General features: G+C 70.2%; 17 protein-coding genes and 5 pseudogenes. 12 read left to right on the top strand and 10 right to left on the bottom strand.

From position 1 onward, the window contains the following. Positions 1–25: 25 nt before the first annotated feature. Together ACZ5DC_RS31125 and ACZ5DC_RS31130 are read right to left on the bottom strand one after the other, a co-directional pair. Positions 26–955 carry an NADP-dependent oxidoreductase gene (locus ACZ5DC_RS31125; RefSeq protein ID WP_468658194.1) on the bottom strand — a complete coding sequence of 310 codons (930 nt, stop codon included), beginning with the start codon at positions 953–955 and terminating at the stop codon, positions 26–28. Positions 956–1,053: 98 nt separating this feature from the next. Further along, positions 1,054–2,061 (bottom strand): zinc-dependent alcohol dehydrogenase family protein, encoded by a 1,008-nt coding sequence (locus ACZ5DC_RS31130; protein ID WP_468658196.1) that lies wholly within the window; start codon positions 2,059–2,061, stop codon positions 1,054–1,056. Between the two features lie 241 nt (positions 2,062–2,302). On the opposite strand from ACZ5DC_RS31130, the gene ACZ5DC_RS31135 reads away from it, so the two are divergent. Continuing rightward, the gene (locus ACZ5DC_RS31135; protein WP_468658198.1) at positions 2,303–3,283 is read left to right on the top strand and encodes a GlxA family transcriptional regulator; all 981 of its coding nucleotides are present in this window, start codon (positions 2,303–2,305) and stop codon (positions 3,281–3,283) included. Here the strand turns inward: ACZ5DC_RS31135 and ACZ5DC_RS31140 are convergent. Further along, positions 3,218–3,694 (bottom strand): PP2C family protein-serine/threonine phosphatase, encoded by a 477-nt coding sequence (locus ACZ5DC_RS31140; protein WP_468658661.1) that lies wholly within the window; start codon positions 3,692–3,694, stop codon positions 3,218–3,220. The two genes, ACZ5DC_RS31135 and ACZ5DC_RS31140, sit on opposite strands and share 66 nt — an antisense overlap. Positions 3,695–4,452: 758 nt before the next feature. On the opposite strand from ACZ5DC_RS31140, the gene ACZ5DC_RS31145 reads away from it, so the two are divergent. Then, positions 4,453–4,902 (top strand): hypothetical protein, encoded by a 450-nt coding sequence (locus tag ACZ5DC_RS31145; protein ID WP_468658200.1) that lies wholly within the window; start codon positions 4,453–4,455, stop codon positions 4,900–4,902. 320 nt (positions 4,903–5,222) lie between these two features. On the opposite strand, the pseudogene ACZ5DC_RS31150 reads toward ACZ5DC_RS31145, so the two are convergent. Further along, a pseudogene (locus tag ACZ5DC_RS31150) lies at positions 5,223–5,532 on the bottom strand (MobF family relaxase); the annotation flags it as partial. 187 nt (positions 5,533–5,719) lie between these two features. On the opposite strand from ACZ5DC_RS31150, the gene ACZ5DC_RS31155 reads away from it, so the two are divergent. The 4 genes from ACZ5DC_RS31155 (at position 5,720) to ACZ5DC_RS31170 (ending at position 8,935) form a co-directional block, all read left to right on the top strand. Then, positions 5,720–7,084 carry an MBL fold metallo-hydrolase gene (locus ACZ5DC_RS31155; protein WP_468658202.1) on the top strand — a complete coding sequence of 455 codons (1,365 nt, stop codon included), beginning with the start codon at positions 5,720–5,722 and terminating at the stop codon, positions 7,082–7,084. A gap of 35 nt (positions 7,085–7,119) precedes the next feature. After that, positions 7,120–7,485 carry a rhodanese-like domain-containing protein gene (locus ACZ5DC_RS31160; protein ID WP_468658204.1) on the top strand — a complete coding sequence of 122 codons (366 nt, stop codon included), beginning with the start codon at positions 7,120–7,122 and terminating at the stop codon, positions 7,483–7,485. Then, the gene (locus tag ACZ5DC_RS31165) at positions 7,482–8,225 is read left to right on the top strand and encodes a sulfite exporter TauE/SafE family protein (RefSeq protein ID WP_468658206.1); all 744 of its coding nucleotides are present in this window, start codon (positions 7,482–7,484) and stop codon (positions 8,223–8,225) included. The genes ACZ5DC_RS31160 and ACZ5DC_RS31165 overlap by 4 nt, the downstream gene beginning before the upstream one ends. Positions 8,226–8,359: 134 nt before the next feature. Further along, positions 8,360–8,935: a rhodanese-like domain-containing protein gene (locus tag ACZ5DC_RS31170; protein WP_468658208.1), complete on the top strand. Its 576-nt coding sequence runs from the start codon at positions 8,360–8,362 to the stop codon at positions 8,933–8,935. A gap of 110 nt (positions 8,936–9,045) precedes the next feature. Here the strand turns inward: ACZ5DC_RS31170 and ACZ5DC_RS31175 are convergent, their stop codons facing one another. Beyond that, positions 9,046–9,327 carry a metal-sensitive transcriptional regulator gene (locus ACZ5DC_RS31175; RefSeq protein WP_468658210.1) on the bottom strand — a complete coding sequence of 94 codons (282 nt, stop codon included), beginning with the start codon at positions 9,325–9,327 and terminating at the stop codon, positions 9,046–9,048. Between the two features lie 478 nt (positions 9,328–9,805). Here ACZ5DC_RS31175 and ACZ5DC_RS31180 point away from each other — a divergent pair, with 478 nt between their 5' ends. The 3 genes and pseudogenes from ACZ5DC_RS31180 to ACZ5DC_RS31190 all read left to right on the top strand — a co-directional run bounded on the left by ACZ5DC_RS31180 (position 9,806) and on the right by ACZ5DC_RS31190 (position 11,881). After that, the gene (locus ACZ5DC_RS31180) at positions 9,806–10,207 is read left to right on the top strand and encodes a hypothetical protein (protein ID WP_468658212.1); all 402 of its coding nucleotides are present in this window, start codon (positions 9,806–9,808) and stop codon (positions 10,205–10,207) included. A gap of 80 nt (positions 10,208–10,287) precedes the next feature. Then, positions 10,288–10,964 (top strand): annotated as a pseudogene (locus ACZ5DC_RS31185) (AraC family transcriptional regulator); the annotation flags it as partial. Positions 10,965–11,122: 158 nt separating this feature from the next. Then, a complete protein-coding gene (locus ACZ5DC_RS31190) occupies positions 11,123–11,881 on the top strand; it encodes an SDR family oxidoreductase (protein WP_468658214.1) in 759 nt (252 codons plus the stop codon). Here ACZ5DC_RS31190 and ACZ5DC_RS31195 read toward each other — a convergent pair. Continuing rightward, a pseudogene (locus tag ACZ5DC_RS31195) lies at positions 11,882–12,995 on the bottom strand (IS701 family transposase); the annotation flags it as partial. A gap of 453 nt (positions 12,996–13,448) precedes the next feature. Here ACZ5DC_RS31195 and ACZ5DC_RS31200 point away from each other — a divergent pair. Next, positions 13,449–14,315, top strand: a complete 867-nt coding sequence (locus ACZ5DC_RS31200) for an AraC family transcriptional regulator (protein ID WP_468658663.1) — start codon at positions 13,449–13,451, stop codon at positions 14,313–14,315. Here the strand turns inward: ACZ5DC_RS31200 and ACZ5DC_RS31205 are convergent. Together ACZ5DC_RS31205 and ACZ5DC_RS31210 are read right to left on the bottom strand one after the other, a co-directional pair. After that, positions 14,267–14,908: a class I SAM-dependent methyltransferase gene (locus ACZ5DC_RS31205; RefSeq protein ID WP_468658216.1), complete on the bottom strand. Its 642-nt coding sequence runs from the start codon at positions 14,906–14,908 to the stop codon at positions 14,267–14,269. The two genes, ACZ5DC_RS31200 and ACZ5DC_RS31205, sit on opposite strands and share 49 nt — an antisense overlap. A gap of 156 nt (positions 14,909–15,064) precedes the next feature. After that, positions 15,065–15,970 (bottom strand): AraC family transcriptional regulator, encoded by a 906-nt coding sequence (locus ACZ5DC_RS31210; RefSeq protein WP_468658218.1) that lies wholly within the window; start codon positions 15,968–15,970, stop codon positions 15,065–15,067. Between the two features lie 149 nt (positions 15,971–16,119). Between ACZ5DC_RS31210 and ACZ5DC_RS31215 the strand changes: the two genes are divergently transcribed. Together ACZ5DC_RS31215 and ACZ5DC_RS31220 are read left to right on the top strand one after the other, a co-directional pair. Continuing rightward, entirely contained in the window at positions 16,120–16,437 is a 318-nt protein-coding gene (locus tag ACZ5DC_RS31215) for a putative quinol monooxygenase (RefSeq protein ID WP_468658220.1), read from the top strand. A 100-nt stretch (positions 16,438–16,537) separates the two neighbouring features. After that, entirely contained in the window at positions 16,538–17,506 is a 969-nt protein-coding gene (locus ACZ5DC_RS31220; RefSeq protein ID WP_468658222.1) for an alpha/beta hydrolase, read from the top strand. 50 nt (positions 17,507–17,556) lie between these two features. Here ACZ5DC_RS31220 and ACZ5DC_RS31225 read toward each other — a convergent pair. After that, positions 17,557–18,212: pseudogene (locus ACZ5DC_RS31225) on the bottom strand (site-specific integrase); the annotation flags it as partial. A gap of 205 nt (positions 18,213–18,417) precedes the next feature. Next, positions 18,418–18,870, bottom strand: a pseudogene (locus ACZ5DC_RS31230) (transposase family protein); the annotation flags it as partial. Between the last annotated feature and the right edge of the window lie 47 nt (positions 18,871–18,917).

An 18,917-nucleotide genomic window follows, 5' to 3' on the forward strand; every position in this document is an offset into this window, starting at 1 on the left:
CGACTCGCCGGGTCGGGTGTCCCGCTCAGGGGACGAGGACCAGCTTGCCGTCGATCTGACCGGCCTCGCCGCGCCGGTGGGCCTGTGCCGCGTCGGCGAGCGGCAGGGCCGAATCGACCTTGGCGCGCAGTGCGCCTCGGGCGGCCAGCTGCGCGATGGCCTGCATCCCGGCGTGGTCGGACTGGACCATGAGGCTGCGGTAGGTGACACCGATCTGGTCGGCCAGTGTCAGGGCTTCCTCGTCGGCGCCCAGGAGGGAGACGAGGACCCCGCCGCGGCGGATCGTGCGCAGGGAGTCGAGACGGGACTGTCCGGCAAGTGGGACCAGGGCCGCGTCGGCTCCGGAGAGGACGTCACCGATGGCGGTGGTGCGGTAGTCGACCACCTGGTCGGCACCCAGCGACGTAACGAAGTCGGCGTCATCCGCCGCAGCGGTGGCCGTGACCTGGGCGCCCAGGTGATGGGCGATCTGCACGGCGAGATGGCCCACACCACCGGCCCCGCCCTGGATGAGCACACGCTGCCCGCCACGCACGTGGGCGGTGTCGTGCAGTGCCTGCCAGGCGGTCAGCGCGGCCAGCGGCAGGGCAGCCGCCTGGACGAAGTCGATGCCGGCGGGCTTGTGGACAAAGGCTCGGGCCGGGCCGGTGGCGAACTCGGCGTAGCCGCCGGAGGCGTAAGGGTAAGGCAGCATGCCGAAGACCTCGTCGCCTTGGTCGTACAGAGTGACGCCGCGGCCCACCTTGTCGACCACCCCGGCCACGTCCCAGCCCGTGATGGCGGGCAGCCCGTGGTCGTAGGGGAGGGAGCCGTCCCGGTGCTTCCAGTCGGTCGGGTTGACTCCCGCGGCCCTGACCCGGATACGGATCTCGCCCACGGCGGGCTCGGGGAGCGGGACTTCGGCCTCGGTGAGGACCTCAGGCCCTCCGTACGTGTCCTGCAATATCGCGCGCATGGCTCTGTCCTTTGCAACGGGTGGGAGTGCGCACCGGTAGCGCCTGCGTGATGCCGGTGGGCAAGTTGCGTCATGCCGTTGCCCGGGGGCGTTCGGGTTCAGGCGGCGGTGTCGTCGTGCGCGACCGTGATGACGATCTTGCCGACCTGGGCGCCCGATTCCATGTAGCGGTGGGCTTCGGCGATGTCGGCGAGATCGAAGGTGCGATCGATGACGGGTGCCAGGAAGCCGTCGGCGAGGCCCGTGTCGACGAACGCGACGGCGCGGCGCAGCCGTTCGGGATCGGCGGTGACCCGGAACATCGTGAACATGCCGGTGCTCAGGTCCGGGTAGAGCCCCGCGTTCGGCAACGGGGTGGGCCGGGGATCCATGGCGCCGTAGATCAGCAGTCGGCCGCCGGGGGTGATGGCCTCGGCGATGGTCTCGACACCGGGTCCTGCGATGGGGTCGAAAGCCAGCCGGACGCCTTCACCTCCGGTGATCTCCTTGACCCGGGTCGGCAGATCCTCCTCGTCGGTGACGATGACGTGATCGGCACCCGCGTGGAGCAGGGCCTGCTTTTTGTCCGCACGGCGGGTGGTGGCGATCGAGACCGCGCCGATGCGGCGGGCGGTCTGGATGGCGGCGAGGCCGACACCGCCGGCGGCCGCCGACAGCAGCACATAGTCCCCGGCGCGCAGTCCGCCCTCGTCGACGAGGGCGCCGTAGGCGGTGATGTACGCCATCCACACGGCGGCCGCACGGACCGGGTCGATGCCTTCCGGGCGCGGCACGACGGCGCCGGCCGGGACGATGACGTGGTCGCCGTAGGTGCCGTAGTCGTTCATGGAGAACGCGGGGACGACGCCGACCGGATCGCCCACGGCGAGGCCGGCCACGTTCTCACCGACCGCCTCCACGGTGCCCGCGGCCTCGTAGCCGAGGGTACTGGGGAAGGACGGCTGCAGAAAGTAGCTGCCCTCGCGGAACATGACCTCGGCCCGGTTCAGACCTATCGCCTCCACCCGGACGAGCACCTCGTCTACGCCGGGTGAACCCAACTCGACGTCGCGCACCGTCAGGACCTCGGGGCCGCCGAGCCGGTCGAACTGCACTTGCCTGGCCATGGAACACACCTTTCGCACGAGCCCGCGGGGATGGACCGGCTCCGAAGCCGGAGCCCCCAGCCCCCACGGGCCTGAAGGGTCGGGGCGCGGCAGTTCTCAGTCACCTGGACCATGGGCATAGGTGCTGGAACAGCAGCAGAAGTGGTGAAAGTGCCTGTCATCGGCATCTGGAGAACATCCTGCGCTTCACGCGGGGCCCGAGGCCAGCGGCAGATATGTCATTACCCGATAGAATTCTGCCATGGGTCGTTCCGAGTCGCCGCACAAGGTCGCCGTCCTCGCATTGGACGGCGTCTACCCCTTTGAGCTGGGCATACCGGCCCGCGTCCTGGGCGCCGCGGACGACAAGTACGAGGTCGTCGTCTGTTCCGTCGACGGCGGTCCCGTCGAGACCAACGCGGGGTTCGCCGTGATTCCCCAACACGGTCCGGAGGCGCTCGAATCAGCGCATACCGTGATCGTCACGCCGATCGAGACGACACGGCTCACACGAGAGCCGGCCCCGGAGGTCGCGGCCGCGCTCGCCAGGCTCCGCCCCGGTGCCCGGATCGCCTCCATCTGCAGCGGAGGCTTTGTACTGGCAGCAGCCGGCCTGCTCGACGAGCGTCCGGCGACCTGTCACTGGGAGAGCGCAGAGCGGTTCCGGAGCTGGTTCCCTCAGGTGCGCCTTGACGAGGAAGTGCTCTTCGTCGACGACGGCGATGTGCTCACCTCGGCGGGTGCCGCGTCCGGCGTCGACCTGTGCCTCCATCTCATCCGTGCGGACCACGGGGCGCAGCTCGCCAACCGCGCCGCACGACGCTGCGTAGTGGCGCCCTTCCGCGAGGGCGGACAGGCCCAGTTCATCGAGCGGCCCGTCGCCGACGATCCCGCCGCGTCCACGGCAGCCACCCGCCAATGGGCCCTGGAACGTCTGGCGGAAAAACTCACCGTGGACCAGTTGGCCCAGCACGCCCACATGAGCCTGCGGACCTTCGTACGCCGCTTCCACGCCGAGACCGGCCTGCCCCCCGGCCAGTGGCTGACCAGCCAGCGCCTCGCACACGCCAGGAACCTCCTGGAATCCACGGACCTGACCGTGGACCAGATCGCCTCCGAGATCGGCTTCGCAACTGCCGCCTCGCTGCGCCAGCACCTGCACGCCCACCTGGGAGTCTCACCGCTCGCCTACCGACGCACCTTCCGGACAGCAACCGCCTCCGCCGACGGAAGAGGTGGCTGATGGAGCCGCAGGTCTGGGTTGATCGCGTCTCGCTTCTTCACCAACCACTGTGAACAGCAGGCCGCCGGGCGCCTCGACGGGGGCCACTACGCGGTCGGCGCCCACCAGGAGGGGCGGCGTGTGGCCGGCTCTCACGAGGTCGACGGCGAGTCCGTCGGCGATCGGTGTGAGATGACCGTAGACGAGTGTCACGAAGCCGTTGTTCTGGTCGGCGTTGCGGTCGTTGAGAACTCTGTCGACGGCCTTGACGATGCGCACCGGGTCATCGACCAGTGGGGTGGCGGCGCGAGCGGTGTGCCGGACCAGAGCCGTCGTGGTAGCGGTCCTGACACCGCGCCCGCGGACGTCACCGAGGATGAAGGCTCTGCTGCCGTCGCCTCGGGAGAAGACGTCGTGGAAGTCGCCCTCAATGTCGGGCCCTTCGGCCGGGCGGAACCTCCGGGTACCAAGCGCGGGTGCGTTGCCGGTTCGCAGTCGGGAGGCCTCTGCGGCGAAGGTGGTCGTCGGCGCCGGTAGGCCCACCGGGTGGTGTCCGTCCCCTCCAGGCGCAGCAGGTCGAAGGCGACGAAGTGCGCCGGCCACTCACCGGCCTGCCCCGTGGGGCCTGGCGAGGAAGTCGGGCCCCACACACTTCGGACCACGAAGCCGTCCCCGTAGACCGGCGCTCCGCTACCTCAGCGCCGATGACCAGCGAAACAACCGCCCTGACCCGACGGCCGGCCGCGAGTCGGAACAGGCGGCGGGCACCAGCGTCTGTCCGCCATGTCATGCAGCGCCGAACTCGTGAGCCCGGCGACCGCGCCACTGCACCCACTGCGGGGTCGTCCAGGAGCGCATCGGGGTCCGCGACGCCGGCGCTTTCCAGGAACATCACCGGGTCATGGTCGCTGTAGGCGGTGCCGAGGAACTCGTCGTGGCCGTGGCGGTGCCCGGTGGCTCTCCGGCCGCCCGAGGAGGAAGGCCGGTGCACGACGATCGGCGCCCGCATCACGCCTCCCAGGCTGCGCCGAGCCGGACGGATGGGCGAGTCCGCCCGGGAACGGTCAGGGGGCCGCCGGTCCCGTCCCAGCGGTCAGAAGGCCCCGGTGCGTGAGTCGTACCCGGCCCCGGGGCCGCCGGTGCTGAACTGGCCCAGCTCGGTGGCCGGCGCAACGCCGGCCTCGTCACGCGTGAGGCCTCTCCCCCACCCGCACACCGATGAGGGAGCCGCCGTACTCGGCGTCCTGCTGCTCCTCGCACTGGAGATGACCGCGCCGGCCACCGCCCCACGCGCCGATCTGCCCACTGTCGCCGGCGCCCTGGTCGGAGCCCCTGCTATCGCCTTCGTAGCGGTCGCCGCAATGCTGCACAGCCACCACCGGGCCCAGCAAGAGGCCGGGCGACAACCGGTCGCGACGGTCGACGAGTCATGGTTCACCACCGGTGCCCTGGGCGGCTTCCCCATGGACGCCGTCCGCCCACTCCTGCTCAGGCCGGACGCGCCCAGCCTGAACCGCCTCTACACCGCCTGGATCCTCGCCACCCACGGTCACGACGCCGCCTGGCTCGAACACAACCTCGGCCTGCCCTCAGACCTGGCCCATCTGCTGGTCAATGCCGCCGTCCACCAGCGGAACTGATCACAATGTGCCGGTGAGTCCGGGCAGCAGATGCCAGCACGGTGCGACATCGTCGCGGTGGTAGTCGCTCCACGTAGCGCCCGGCCGATCACGGTCTCCGATGATTTCGACCTCGTCGGTGGAAAAGCCGCAGCGCGGCAGGCCGAGGAAGCCCAGCCACGTGGAGGGGACGGCTCGGGCTGGCCAATGGGGGCTGGCGGCCGGGTGTGGCGGCTGTGGGGCCAGCCGAAACCGCCGGCGATGCGCAGGGTCATCGGCGCTGGGAGGCGCCAGCTGGCGCGCTGTTCCTGCGCGCGGTGATGCCGCAGGGGTCACTGGAGGAGGGAAACGGAGAGGTGACGGCGGGCGTCGGCGAGCAGGGTGGTGGCGCTTGAACGCGCCGCGCATCACGTACACCACGGCGACGACGTCGACGGCCGCCAGGGCGATGTCGACCACCGGCCGCATCCGCGCCCACACCGCTCCGGCCGCCGCCCGCGCCCGCTCCGCCAACCGGTCGGCGGCCTCGGCGCCATAGGCCCGGATCGCTGTGGTGCGCCATCGCTCGCGCGGCCCGGTCGGCGACAGCAGCTCCGTGCGCCTGGGCGGGCGGCAGGCCGGCGCGTAGGCGGCCCCCTCCCCCGGCGCGTGTTTCGGCCGCCCGGGCCCGCTCGGCACGATCATCCAGCTCAGGGGCCCCGTGGACAGCACAAGGCGCACCTTCTTGCCCTCCGCAAGATGCCCCGTGACCTCCCAAAAATACCCCCCGGGGTATTGCTGTTAGGGTGGGCGGCAAATACCCCCCGGGGTACACCGTTCTTATGGAGGAGCCGCAGTCGTGTTCTTCGTCGACACTCTTGAGTTCGAGGGTCTGGGCAACCGCAGCTACCTGGCCGGCGGGGCCGCTGCCGCGGTGGCCATCGATCCGCCGCGCGACATCGACCAGGTGATCGCCGCTGCCGCCAGGCGCGGGGTGCGCATCGCGTACGTTGCGGAGACCCACGTGCACAACGACTACGTCACCGGTGGCTTGGAGCTGGCCCGCACCACCGGCGCCTCCTATCTGGTGCCGGCCGCGGCGCACGTGTCCTTCGCCCGCACCGCGGTCGCCGACGGCGACACCGTGGACGTGGACGCGGGTCTGGTCCTGCGTGCGATCGCCACGCCCGGGCACACTCCGCACCACACCTCCTACGTCCTGGAGCAGGGCGGGCGCGGTGTGGCGGCGTTCACCGGCGGATCGCTGCTGATCGGCACGGTGGGCCGCCCCGACCTGGTGGAGCCTCGGCTGACCGAGCAGCTGGCCCGGGCCCAGCACGCCTCTGCCCACCGGCTGGCCGCCGAGCTGGACGACGAGGTGCCGGTGCTGCCCACCCACGGGTTCGGCAGTTTCTGCTCCTCCGCCCAGGCCGAGGGGGACGCGACCACGATCGGCAAGGAACGCACCAGCAACGACGCGCTCACCCTGGACGTGGACACCTTCGTTCAGCGGATGCTCGCCGGACTGGAGGACGTGCCCGCCTACTACGCGCACATGAGCCCGGCCAACGCCACCGGTCCCGCCCCCGTCGACCTCACCCCGCCGAGGCGCGCGGATGCCGGCGAGATCTCCTCCCGGCTGGCCGCCGGTGAGTGGGTGGTGGACCTGCGCAGCCGCATGGCCTTCGCCGAGGGGCATGTGGCCGGGTCGTTCAACTTCGAGGGCGACGGCAAGCTCGCCACCTACCTGGCCTGGCTGATCCCGTGGGGCAAGCCCGTCACCCTGCTGGCCGATACCCCCGCACAGATCGCCGGCGCGCAGCGGGAGCTGGCCCGGGTGGGCGTCGACCGCCCGGCCGCCGCCGCCACCGGCGACCCGGCCGGCTGGATCCGTGAGGGCGAGCAGCTCGCCTCCTTCCCCCGCGCACGCTTCGCCGACCTCGCCGATGTCCGTCGGCGCGGCGACGACGTGGTCGTCCTGGACGTGCGCCGGGACTCGGAGCGCGCAGGCGGCTACATCGACGGCTCGGTCCACATCCCGATCCACGAGCTGCACGGCCGTATCGGCGAGGTGCCGGACGGGACGGTGTGGGTGCACTGCGCGGGCGGGATGCGCGCGGCGATCGCCGCTTCCCTGCTCGATGCCGCCGGCCGCGACGTGGTCGCCGTCGACGACGGCTTCGACGCCGCGACGGATGCCGGGCTGCCTCTGGTCTCCGCCTGAGTTCGGCCGTCCCCCCGCATGGAAGGAAGCGTGTGATGTTCCTCTTTCGCCGAAACGGGCCCCGTGTCACGGTCGACGCGGCGCGCAGCCGTACCAGCGGCGACCGGCCCGACGCGGTCCTGCTGGACGTCCGTGAGAAGCCCGAATGGAACTCGGGCCACGCCCCGGGCGCCGTCCACGTACCGCTGACGAAACTGGTCGCCGGCGCCACCCTGCCCGCCGAGGTCGTGGGCCGTCCGCTGGTGGTGATCTGCCGCAGTGGACACCGCTCCCAGCAGGCCGCGAAGCTCCTCACCGAACGCGGAGCGCACGCGGTGGACGTCGTGGGCGGCATGAACGCGTGGGCCGCCGCCGGACACCCGGTCGTCGACGAACGCGGGAACAGCGGCCAGATAGCGTGACCGTACTCGTCCTCGCCCTCATCGCCGGGGCCGTCATCGGTCTCGCCCTCGGAGCCCTCGGCGGCGGCGGCAGCGTCCTTGCCGTGCCGGCACTCATCTACCTGCTCGGCTTCAGTCCGGCCGCCGCCACTACCGCCAGCCTGATCATCGTCACCGCCACCTCCGCCACCGCCCTGTACGCGCACACCCGCGACGGGAACGTGGCGTGGAAGACAGGGTCGCTGTTCGCCGCGGCGGGCATCTTCCCCGCCTTCCTTGCCGGCGCCGTCGCCGGGCGCCTGCCCGAAGCGGTACTGACGGCGGCGTTCGCGGTCATCGCCGCGCTGGCGGCCCTGCGCATGCTGCGTCCGTCCGCGTCCGAGCCGCCGGACCGAATCCGTCCCGGCAAGGCAGCCGGTGCCGGTGCCGGACTCGGCGCAGTGACGGGCTTTCTCGGGGTCGGCGGGGGATTCCTCGCCGTGCCCGCCCTGGTGAGCGTCCTGGGACTGGCCATGCGCCGGGCGGTCGGCACCAGCCTGCTCGTCATCACCGTGAACTCACTTGCCGCGCTCACCGCTCGCACCGGCACCGGCACCGGGCTCCACTGGGAGATCATCGGCCCCTTCACCGGAGCCGCGATCCTCGGCGCCTGGGATGGCAAACGCCTCGCAACGAAGATCTCCGGCACCACCCTTCAGAAGATCTTCGCCGGCGTCCTGCTGGCGGTGGCGGTCTTCATGCTCGTTGATGGGGTCCGCTGAGGACGAGGGCAGCCACCGGCTCAGACCAGGGACCAGGAGAGCTTCTCCAGCCCCACCGCGCCTCAGGACCGCCTTCAGCCGGCTCCCGTCAGATCAAGCTCAGCACACTCCGACGCACCAGGATGACATCTGCCATGACCACACCCACGGCCCTCGCCACTGACGAGGCGCGCACGCGTCTGCACGAACTGACCATCATCGACGTGCGCACCCCGGGCGAATACGCCGGCGGCCATCTCCCCGGCGCGCTCAACATCCCCCTCGACCAGATCCGGCGTGCACTGCCCGACATCCGTCACGCCACCGCCCGCGGCGACGTCCTGGTCGTCTGCGCCTCGGGCGCCCGCTCCGAGAACGCCTGCAAGATCCTCGCGGAGAACGGCGTCACCGCCGCCACCCTGTCGGGAGGCACCGGCGCCTGGGCGGCCGACGGTCACGAGCTCCACCGCCCCCAGGGCACCTCCCGTGCCACCTGGGCAATGGAGCGGCAGGTAAGGCTCACCGCAGGAGTGATCGTGCTGCTCGGTCTGCTGCTCGGGCTCGTCGTCCACCCCGCCTTCCAGCTCATCTCGGCCGGCATCGCGGGCGGTCTGGTCTTCTCTGCCCTGACCAACGCCTGCGGCATGGCCGCCATGCTCGCCAGGCTCCCCCACAACCGCCCCCGCGCCGCCGACCTCGACAACACGCTGGCCGCGCTGCGCAACCGCTGAACCACACCACGAAGGGGAGGGGCCCGGCTCCGGATCCCTCCCCTTTCACCTGCCAGGCCATGTGGCCGACCGCCGAACCGGGCGGGTGATCCGGCGTCCCGGCACCACGGTCAGGCCAGAGAGAGGAACAGCTTCTCCAGTCGAATACGCATCTGCTCCCGGTCACCGGAAGCAGCCATGTCCGCGTCGGTCAGGCAGTGCTGCAGCCCCGTGGCGATGATCGCGAAACCGGCCTTGTCCAGGGCCCTGGCCGCAGCGGCGAGCTGGGTGACGACGTCCTCGCAGTCCCGCCCCTCCTCAATCATCTTGATCACACCAGCGATCTGACCCTGCGCCCGGCGCAGCCGGTTCACCACCGTCTTCAGTTCCTCAGCCGCCATCGCCAGTTCCACAACCCACACTCCTTAGAGATACCCCCTCGGGTATCCTACAGAAGGGGTGACCGGTCCCCGTGCATGGCGATCGTTCGGCCAAGCCGAAGGTGCCGCCACTGCGAGGGGTCGAGGGGTGCGAGTCGCACCGAGGTTCGCTCACCGGGGCCCGGGGAGGGTGTGGATCCGACCCGGATACTCGCGCGAAGACCTCCATGAGCCGTTCCCCCACTGCCACGACAGATCGGCGAGGCGGTTGACGGTACGCGTGGACACCTGCAGGCGGCACTGGTAGACAAGCGGGCAGGTCTCCTCGGCGTGCTTTTCAGTTTGCGTCACACAGTTCCAACGGCTGCCGAGGGCGCCGCGGTTACGCCCGTGCCGCGCGGTTCCAGGCGGCGGGGCAGGTCACAAGCGGGTGGTGAAGCGGCCGTCGGGCAACTTGCGCAGCCAGCCGCGGTCGACGAGCCTGACCAGCTTCCCGCGCAGCGGCTCCAGCTTGGACCGCACGCTGACATCGATTCCCAGGGCGTCGCCGACCCCGCCGGGCCATGACCGGTCCGGCCGCCTGCCGCACGGTGGCCAGGATGCGCTGATAGTCCGGCTGGAGCAAGGTCTCCTCCATGTCCGGCGTTCGGTGCGGGATCAGCAGTACCGCTCGTCCGCCCACCTGCCCGGCGGTCTGCGCAGCCGAGGCGCGTTCGTTGGCGAGCTGTTCGCTCACCTGCTGAAGAACCCCTTCCGCGACGGCGAGCTCGTCCCGCTCGGCCCGCACCTCCGCCAACTGCTTGGCGAGCAGTTCCTCACGTTCGTCCAGCTCCGCACGCCGCGCGGTGATCCGTTCCAGCAGCTCGGGGTCCGTGTCTCGGATGGTAGAAGGCCGCCTGACCCCAGGGAGTAGGAATCAGCGACCCGTCCAGCTCTGGCAAACGATCTACTGCGCGGACTGCCGCCGACGACCAGCACGAGACGAGCACCCCGCCCGTCAGCGGGCAGTTCACCCGGGCTGACCCCGAGCAGCCGGCGCTGGGGTTCGGACTCGTGCTGGAACCACCGGTTGTCGCCGAGTTGCTGTTGCAGCCGGGTCCGGAGACACCACCCGCACCAACGGAGGTGCGCCGTCAGGGATCATCGTCAGCGATGCTCCGCCCGCGCTGCTCGATGCGGTGGTCCGGCTGCTGCGTCTGCTCGACGGACCCCGCGACCAGGCCGTACTCACCCGTTGGTCACACGCGAGATCCTCTTGCGCCTGATCACCGGAGACCAGGGCGCCACAGTCCGCCAACTCGGCCTTGCCGAGAGCAGTCTCATCCACGAATCCCGGGCCGTAGGCTGGATTCGCGAGCACTACGCGCAGCCCTTCCGGGTCGAGGACGTGACGCGGATGTCCGCGACCAGCGTCTGCGACTTCTACCGCAACTTCCAGGCGATGACCGCGATGAGCCCCCTTCAGTTCCACAGACAGATCAGGCTGCAGGAGGCGCGGCTGCTGCTCGCCACCCATCCGGGAGACGTCACCGCAGCCGGCCACCGCGTCGATCATGACAACCTGTCACAGTTCAGCCGCGAATACCGCCGCCACTTCGGAGCGCTCCCCCAGCAAGGACGCCGTCCGATTGCGTCAGCCCGTGCGTGCGCCAGCGGGTCTCATGCCCTGAGCTGGGTGGGCTTACTGGAGGATCGTGCAAGGAGAAGGGAGGATAGTTCTACTATCTCCGCAGGTCAGAGCGATTCAATGGGATCACCGGTTCTCCCGTGGAGCAGGAAAATGCCTGCCCACCCGTACGGATCCCACCACATCGCAAAGGGGCACAACATGAAGACGGTTCTGATCACTGGTACCTCATCCGGGTACGGGCGGGAGACCGCCCTCTACTTCCACTCGCAGGGGTGGAACGTCATCGCCACGATGCGGACACCGCGTCCAGGCGTCCTTCCCGAGTCGGACCGGCTCCGCGTCATCGAGCTCGACGTGACCAGGCGCGACACCATCGCTACCGCGTTGGAGACTGCGGGGACCGTCGATGTCCTGGTCAATAACGCGGGAGTCCCGTCGATGGGCGTGTTCGAGGGCACCCCCATGGCCCGGGTACGTGAAGTCTTCGAGACCAACACGTTCGGCGTGATGGCGGTGACACAAGCAGTGCTGCCCCAGTTCCGCGAGCGCGGCTCCGGCGTGGTGGTCAACGTGACATCCAGCGTGGTGCTGGGCCACATGCCGCTCACAGCCGTCTACAAAGCGAGCAAGATGGCCGTCGAAGGGTTCACCGCATCCCTCGCGCTCGAACTCGCGCCCTTCGGCGTCCAGGCGAAGACGGTCCAGCCGGGCGCCTGCCTGACGACGAACTTCGCAGCCAATGCGGCCAAGGCGGCGGACGGGGCGCCGCTGGACGAGCTGGTCCCGGCGCCCTACGTGTCATGGGCGAAGAAGGCCATGGCGGACTTCACGGCGCAGGACCTGTTCACCAAGGAGAGCGATGTCGCCGAAACCGTCTGGCGAGCCGTGCACGACACGACCGGCCAGCTACGATTCCCCGCCGGCCCCGACGCGGTCTCGCTCTCCCAGGCGAAGTGATCAGCCGGCAGGCAAGGTCACGCCGCACTGATACCAGGAGCTGGCCCCGCGCCCACGCGCTGGTAGGACTCCGTTAGGTCTATTGGGTCTTGGAGTTGTGGGTGTGGGCACTTTTGGGCCCAGGCGCTGCTCGGTGAGAAACGCGTGGGCGGCGGTCACGAGGGTGACGTGGTGGTGCCAGCGGGGCCAGGAGCGGCCTTCGCAGTGGTCCAGGCCGAGGCCGTGTTCGAGCTCGCGGTAGTCGTGCTCGATGTGCCAGCGGTCCTTGGCCAGACGGACCAGGTCGGCGATCGGGGTGTCGGCGGGCAGGTTGGACAGCCAGTACTCAGTCGGTGCGTCGGCACCGGAGGGCCGTTCGACTGCGTACGCGCACGGCGGCGAAGCGGGAACGTAACTCTCCTCTTGAGCCGTTGCGCCAGGTGAGAGAGGTGATTGTCTCCTGTCCGAGGCTGGTGGCCAGCGCAGCCAATGATGGTGCGGCCTGCCGGTAACCCGGCTGGGGCCGGCATCCGATGGGCCCGTTGCGGGCCGGAGCCACGGGCTCTGTCTCGGAGGGGCGGGCGCTCACGTCCGAGCGGACGGCCAGGACGTAGGCCAGTCCACGCTCGGACAGGCCTGTCCGCAGGCGGGCGTTGGTGCCGTAGGCCGCGTCGGCCACGACTACCGGCGGCTTCATACCCCAGCCGGCCAGTGTGTCGAGCATGTCCAGAGCCGGCCGCCACTTCTCGCGGTGCGTGGCCTCGGGCGGAACGCGGGTGATGGCCCGCCGGCCGGTGTCCGACGCCCACTCCTCGGGCAGGAACAGCCGCCACTGCAGCGGGCAGGAAGCCGTGTCGGTCGCGGCGTGGACACTGACCGCGACGTGGCAGTTCGCCCGTTTGCCCAACGCTCCGCAGTACTGCGGAGCCACGGCGACCGACATCTGTCCGTCCTTGGGCGCTGACACATCGTCGAATACCCAGGCCGTCGGGTTGACGAGCGGCAGCACCCGCTCGACTATCCGCCGCTGCACCGGCACCGGATCTCAGGTCGACTGGTTCACGAACTGCTGCGGGTTCTGCTCGTTGCCGTCCGGCAGCCGTGCGGCCACCGCCTGGATCGATTTGCGGCGGCCGACACCCGGCTGCTCCGCCAGCCTCGGGCCAGGCACGGACGACGTCGGCGGTGCCGGGGAAGGCCCCGGAGCCGACATGACCGGGCCGCGGGTCCAGGACGACGACCGGGCGGTGCAAGGTCCCGGCCAGGATGGCCAGGACTGCGGCGAGATCTGTGGCACCGACCAGCAGCAGCCGCGGCCGACCCACCAGTTCCTCAGTGAACGCCGGTCCCACGTCAGCCAGTTGACTGACAGCGGATGCTGTCGACCAGCGGTGAGGCGGCCTCAGCCCGACCCGCACAGTGAGCGGACGGTCGTCGGCCAGGGCCGCGGTGATGGCGGAGTGCACAGGCTCGGCCGGCGCGGGCGTGATCAGGACGCGCAGTGCGCCGGTGCAGGCGGGAGCCTCCTCCCAGGGCAGCAGGTCGGCCCCGGGCGACACCACGGTCACCGCTCGACGAACTCCGCACCCTGCTGGCGCGTCACGTCAGCCCCGACGGATCGACCGCCATCGAGAACGTGAGGATCGGCCGCCAGGAGTCGGACGAACACCATGCCTCCATGAGTGGAACGGTCATGGCCCTGATCACCCAAGGCGCCAAGCGTCTCGCGCTGGGCGACCGCGTGTACGAGTACGGCCCCGGGCAGTACCTGGTCGCATCCGTCGACGTGCCGGTCACCGGCCGCTTCCTCGATGTCACCCCGGAGCAGCCAGCGTTGGGACTCGGCCTGCTCCTGCATCCGTCGGATGTCGCCGAGATGATGTTGCAGACGGTGCCCGGCACCTTTCCGCCGCTCGGCACGGCACCATCCGCCATCGCCGTCAGCGACGCCTCCGACGAGTTCCTGGACGCCGTTGTGCGACTGGTGCGCCTGCTCGACCGGCCACGGGACAGGGACATGCTCGCCCCCCTCGTCGAACGCGAGATCCTGTGGCGTCTGATCACCGGTGAGCAGGGCGCGACGGTCCGTCACATAGGTCTCGCTGACAGCAAGCTCTCTCATATCGCCAGAGCCGTGCACTGGATTCGCGAGAACTACCGGACACCGTTTCGGGGGGACGACGTGGCAGAACTTGTCGGAATGAGCGCGTCCTCCTTCTACCGGAACTTCCAGGCCGTCACCCGCATGAGCCCCATCCAGTTCCAGAAGAACATCAGACTCCATCAGGCCCGGCTCCTACTGACGGAACACCCGAAAGACATCGCGTACATCGGATACCGCGTGGGGTACGACAGCCCGTCCCAATTCAGTCGGGAATACCGACGCCTTTTCGGTGCGCCACCCAGTCAGGACGCGGTTCGAATCGCGATGGGCGCGGCCGGTGGCGCGGGCTGACTGGACGGAACGCGCGGCCTGCGCGCGGAGTACACCAGGGCGGGAGGCAGGTTGCGGTGCACCGTCCTGTTCGCGACCACTTCTTCGAACGCCCGGCGCAACTGGGCGAGCCTGTGGCGGCTGGGCGGGGCCCAGTGGGCGAAAGAGTAGGCGAACTGCGTGTACACCCCGGTCGCGGACAACACCGATGCGATGGCCGGTACGAGGGCCTGGCCGTGCGGACCAGTGAACGCTGACCAGGGGAGGCTGCTCACCACGACGTCCGCCGCGCCAAGGCCCCGGTCGGCGAGGATGCGGGGCAGTTCCCAGGCGGACTCGGCGACGGTCTCGGCGCCGGGAAACCGCTCAACCAGATGTGCGGCGAGCCGATCGTTCAGTTCGACCGCGATGTGGCGTTCGCGGCCTGCCAGTTTGTGTTGGATTGCCGCGGTGGCAGGTCCGGTGCCTGGGCCGAGCTCCACCACCACGGGCTCGCCCCGCTCCGGTATGGCGGCGACAAGCCGCTCGACCAGCCGGGACGAACTCGGCATCAGGGCGGCCGTACAGAGCGGGCTCCGCAGGAACTCGCGGGCGAAAAGCACTGTTTCACTCATGCTGTGATCCATGCGGTGCGGTGGGATCCGCGGTCGGCCGGACGGACATCCGCCCCGCGGGAGAATCTGTGATTCGATTCAACCCCGCGACCTGCAGCAACCATAGAATGATCCTCGCCACCCCTTGCACGATGCTCTATCGGATCCCAGTCCGGATCAGGAAAGGACACCCAAGCGAGTACGCACGGCCTGACGCAGTCGGGCGGCGTCCTTGCTGGGGGGCGCGCCGAATTGGCGGCGGTATTCGCGGCTGAACTGCGACGGGTTGTCGTAGCCGACGCGGTGGCCGACTCCGGTGACGTCTCCGGGGTGGGTGGCGAGCAGCAGCCGGGCCTCCTGGAGCCGGATCTGCTTCTGGAACTGGATGGGGCTCATCGCGGTCACCGCTTGGAAGTTGCGGTAGAAGGCGGAGACGCCCATGCCGGACTGCCGCGCCACGTCCTCTACCCGGAAGGGCTGCGCGTAGTGCTCGCGGATCCAGCGCACGGCCCGCGAGATGTGGCTGAGGCTGCTGTCGGCCAGGCCGAGCTGGCGAACCGTCGCACCCTGCTCGCCGGTGATCAGACGCCACAGGATCTCGCGCTTGACCAGCGGGGCCAGTACGGCCCGGTCACGGGGCTCGTCGAGCAGGCGCAACAGCCGGACCACCGCGTCCAGCAGCGCGGGCGGAGCGTCGCTGACGGCGATCCCCGACGGCGCGCCCCCGCTGCTCCGGGGTGCGTCTCCGGGCCCGGCCTCAAGCAGCAGCTCGGCAATGGCGGACGGTTCCAGGACGAGACCGAACCCCAGCGCCGGCTGCTTGGGGTCGGCCTGGGTGAACTGTCCTGTGACAGGCAGATCGACGGATGCGACCAGGTACTGCCCGGGTCCGTACTCGAACACCCTCTCACCCAGGGCGAGGCGTTTGGCGCCCTGCGCGATGACCGCCAGGAGCGTGCCGGACATCGAAGGCGCCGGCGGATCAGGTCGGTCGACCTTCGAGATGAGGACGCCGTCGACGGCGGTGGTCCAGTCGGACCGCGCATGGCGGGCCAGCAGGGCGCGGAGTTCTTCGAGGTACATGCGTCCATTCCAGCACCATTCCGCGCCGAGGTTCCCGAACTCGCGAGGATCGTGCAAGGACGAACGAGTATCGGTCTAACGTTTCCGCAGGTCAAACGGCTTGAATGGAATCACCGCACTCCATCACCGAAGAGGAAGAGAAAGAATCCATGATTGCCGACTACGGCTTCGGCGCCACCCTGACCGCCAGGCCCGGTATGGGCGACCAGCTCGTCGACCTGCTGCTGACCGGACTGGACGAGGGCAGCCCCGGCGCGAGCGAATACTGCCTCGTCTACCTCGTCTCCCGCTCCGCGTCCGACCCCGACGTCGTCCACGTCGCCGAAGGCTGGACCAGCGAGGAGGACCACCACCGCGTCTTCGCCGGCGAGACCGCACAGGCCATCGTGGCGCAGATCGACCCACTGCTCGCCAAGGACTCCGTGTACACCGACTACGTGCCGGTCCGCGGCAAATCCGCCCTCTGACCCGCCGAACACCCCACACCCCTCTACCGCCTCGGTGCCCACCGAGGTGGCCCCCGTCCTCGCCCGACCGTCCCGCCACCACCCACGAGAGGCAACGACCATGACCACGGCACGCCCCGGCCTGGACCCCGAACTGCATGAACTCCTGGCCGACATGCCCATGATGTCCCAGCTCAGCCCGGAAGTGCTGGCGCAGGTACGCCCCTTCTCCTCGATGCCCGTCGAACCCCTCCTCGAAGGTCGCGCCATCGACCGGCGCGAGGTCACCGTGTCGAGTCCGGACGGCACCCCGATCCCCTTGTCCGTCTTCAGCCCCGCGAACGGCGATCGCGCCGCTGCCGCGCCCTGCGTCTACTGGATGCACGGCGGCGGGATGGTCATGGGCGACCGTTTCTCACAGATCGACATCCCGCTGGAGTGGCTTGACGAGTTCGGCGCCGTCGTGGTCTCCGTCGACTACCGGCTCGCACCCGAATCGACCGGCACCATCCCGGTCGACGACTGCTACCAGGGACTGGTCTGGGTCGCCGACCACGCCGCCGAACTGGGCATCGACCCCGCCCGGATCGTCGTCGCGGGCGCCAGCGCGGGCGGCGGCCTCGCTGCAGGTGTCACCCTGCTGGCCCGCGACCTCGGCACCCCGGCGATCGCCGCCCAGGTCCTGATCGGCCCCATGCTCGACCACCGCAACACCACTACCTCCAGCCTCCAGTACTCGGACGGGCCCGGCGTCTGGACCCGCGAGATGAACGAGTTCGGGTGGCGCTGCCTCCTCGGCGACCTCACGGATGACGAGGTATCCGCATACGCCTCACCCGCCCTGGCCGACGACCTCGCGGGCCTGCCGACCACCTACATCGACACCGGCTCCGCCGAAGTCTTCCGCGACGAGGACACCGCCTACGCCACCCGCATCTGGGCGGCCGGCGGCCAGGCCGAACTCCACGTCTGGGCAGGCGGCTTCCACGGCTTCGACGCCCTGTACCCGCAAGCCCGCATCTCGGCCGCAGCCCGCCGAACCCGCACCGACTGGCTCGCCCGGCTCCTGCCCACGAACCCCGCCGCATAGGTGAAGTCGACGAGTTTCGGTCGTACGCTTCCGTGTTCGCTAAGACCTCTGCGTCTGCTGTCTCCGGGCGCGAGCAGGCTGGTGACCTCGGCGATCGCCTCCGCCGAGGGGTGGAAGTAGCGCCGTACGTTCTCCGGCTTCTTGTGCCGGGACTTCGCCATCGGCATGGGCAGGCCGGCCCCGGCCTCGCCGAGGTGGGTGAGACCAGAATGGCGGTATTCGTGCAGGTCCCGGCCTGTGCCCGGCACTCCGCCGACTGCGGTGTGGGCGTCGAGCAGGGCGCGGGCCTGGCCGTACGACAGCCGGACCAGCCCCGTGTCCGGGCACACGTCACGCGGCGCGAGGACCTTGCCGGGACCCGGCTTGCGGTGGGTGACGACCACCGGCCCGCGCGTGCGGCCCTTGATCAGCCGGGGCAGCAGGCGGGCGATGCCGGCGTCCCAGTACACGGGCTCCATGACGTAGTCCTCGCGCGGGGCACCGCGGCGGCGGGTACGCGGCTTCGAGCCCTTGGCCTTCACCGGGGCCCTGCGGGCGGCAAGGTCCAGCTCCTCGATGTTGACACCGAGGAGCTGGACCTTGCCGCCCGCGCGACGATCTCGTACAGCATCCGCCACAGCGTCTTCTCCCGCAGGTGGACCTCGCGCCGGGCGATCAGCCGGTCCACGGCCATCTTCGAGCGGGCCGGGGTCTCCGAGTCCGGCATCTCGTCTCCTACTCTCCGTTGTCGATGTCGGTGACGGTGCCGTCCTTGATGTAGCGGGCGAGGTTGAGCTGTGGACCTGGGTGCCGTCGGCGCGCCGTGCGCCGCGAACGGTCTTGCCGTCCACGGCCAGCGAGCGGCGTGCGCGTCTGCCCAGGTCATGGTCGGGTGGCGGGCGGTCGGGGTCCCGAGCGGCGAGCCAGGCGCCGATCGCCGCGGCGAGGGCGTCGCCGTCCACGCGCTGCGGGATTCGGCGCACGGTGGCTTCGGTCGGGGCGGTGGGCCCGGCGGGTTCGCGGCTCGGGCCGCCGAGGGCGGTGAGCACGGCGGCCGGGGTGTCGGCTGCCCCTTCCGCGATCGCGGTCAGGGACTTCGCGCCGGCCAGTACCGCGTACGTGGCGAGTGCGAGGACGAAGGCGAGGGGGTGGCGGCGCCCCTTGGCCTTACGTGGATCGGGAACGGTCGCGAGGCGGTCCAGCAGCTGCGGGTGTTCCCCGGGCTCGGCAGGGCGGCCGGTGGCGAGCCGGCCCAGGCCGACGGGGATGGGCGTTGATGATCGGGCAGGCGCGATCTTCCGGCGTGGTGATGACAGCGGCCAAGATCCTTTCCCTGCGTACGGCCGCGGGCTCCCCGTCGGCGGGCGGTCCCCGCGGACGGACAGTTGGACTCCCCACCGGTGGACTGGCTTGTACGCAGGGTGGTCGTCGC

It is taken from the genome of Streptomyces sp. NPDC031445 (assembly GCF_055581365.1).

Coding starts and splice junctions, on each gene's coding strand:
- ACZ5DC_RS31125 (WP_468658194.1), bottom strand. CDS start 955: ATGCGCGCGATATTGCAGGACACGTACGGAGGGCCTGAGGTCCTCACC.
- ACZ5DC_RS31130 (WP_468658196.1), bottom strand. CDS start 2,061: ATGGCCAGGCAAGTGCAGTTCGACCGGCTCGGCGGCCCCGAGGTCCTG.
- ACZ5DC_RS31135 (WP_468658198.1), top strand. CDS start 2,303: ATGGGTCGTTCCGAGTCGCCGCACAAGGTCGCCGTCCTCGCATTGGAC.
- ACZ5DC_RS31160 (WP_468658204.1), top strand. CDS start 7,120: ATGTTCCTCTTTCGCCGAAACGGGCCCCGTGTCACGGTCGACGCGGCG.
- ACZ5DC_RS31170 (WP_468658208.1), top strand. CDS start 8,360: ATGACCACACCCACGGCCCTCGCCACTGACGAGGCGCGCACGCGTCTG.
- ACZ5DC_RS31190 (WP_468658214.1), top strand. CDS start 11,123: ATGAAGACGGTTCTGATCACTGGTACCTCATCCGGGTACGGGCGGGAG.
- ACZ5DC_RS31205 (WP_468658216.1), bottom strand. CDS start 14,908: ATGAGTGAAACAGTGCTTTTCGCCCGCGAGTTCCTGCGGAGCCCGCTC.
- ACZ5DC_RS31210 (WP_468658218.1), bottom strand. CDS start 15,970: ATGTACCTCGAAGAACTCCGCGCCCTGCTGGCCCGCCATGCGCGGTCC.
- ACZ5DC_RS31215 (WP_468658220.1), top strand. CDS start 16,120: ATGATTGCCGACTACGGCTTCGGCGCCACCCTGACCGCCAGGCCCGGT.
- ACZ5DC_RS31220 (WP_468658222.1), top strand. CDS start 16,538: ATGACCACGGCACGCCCCGGCCTGGACCCCGAACTGCATGAACTCCTG.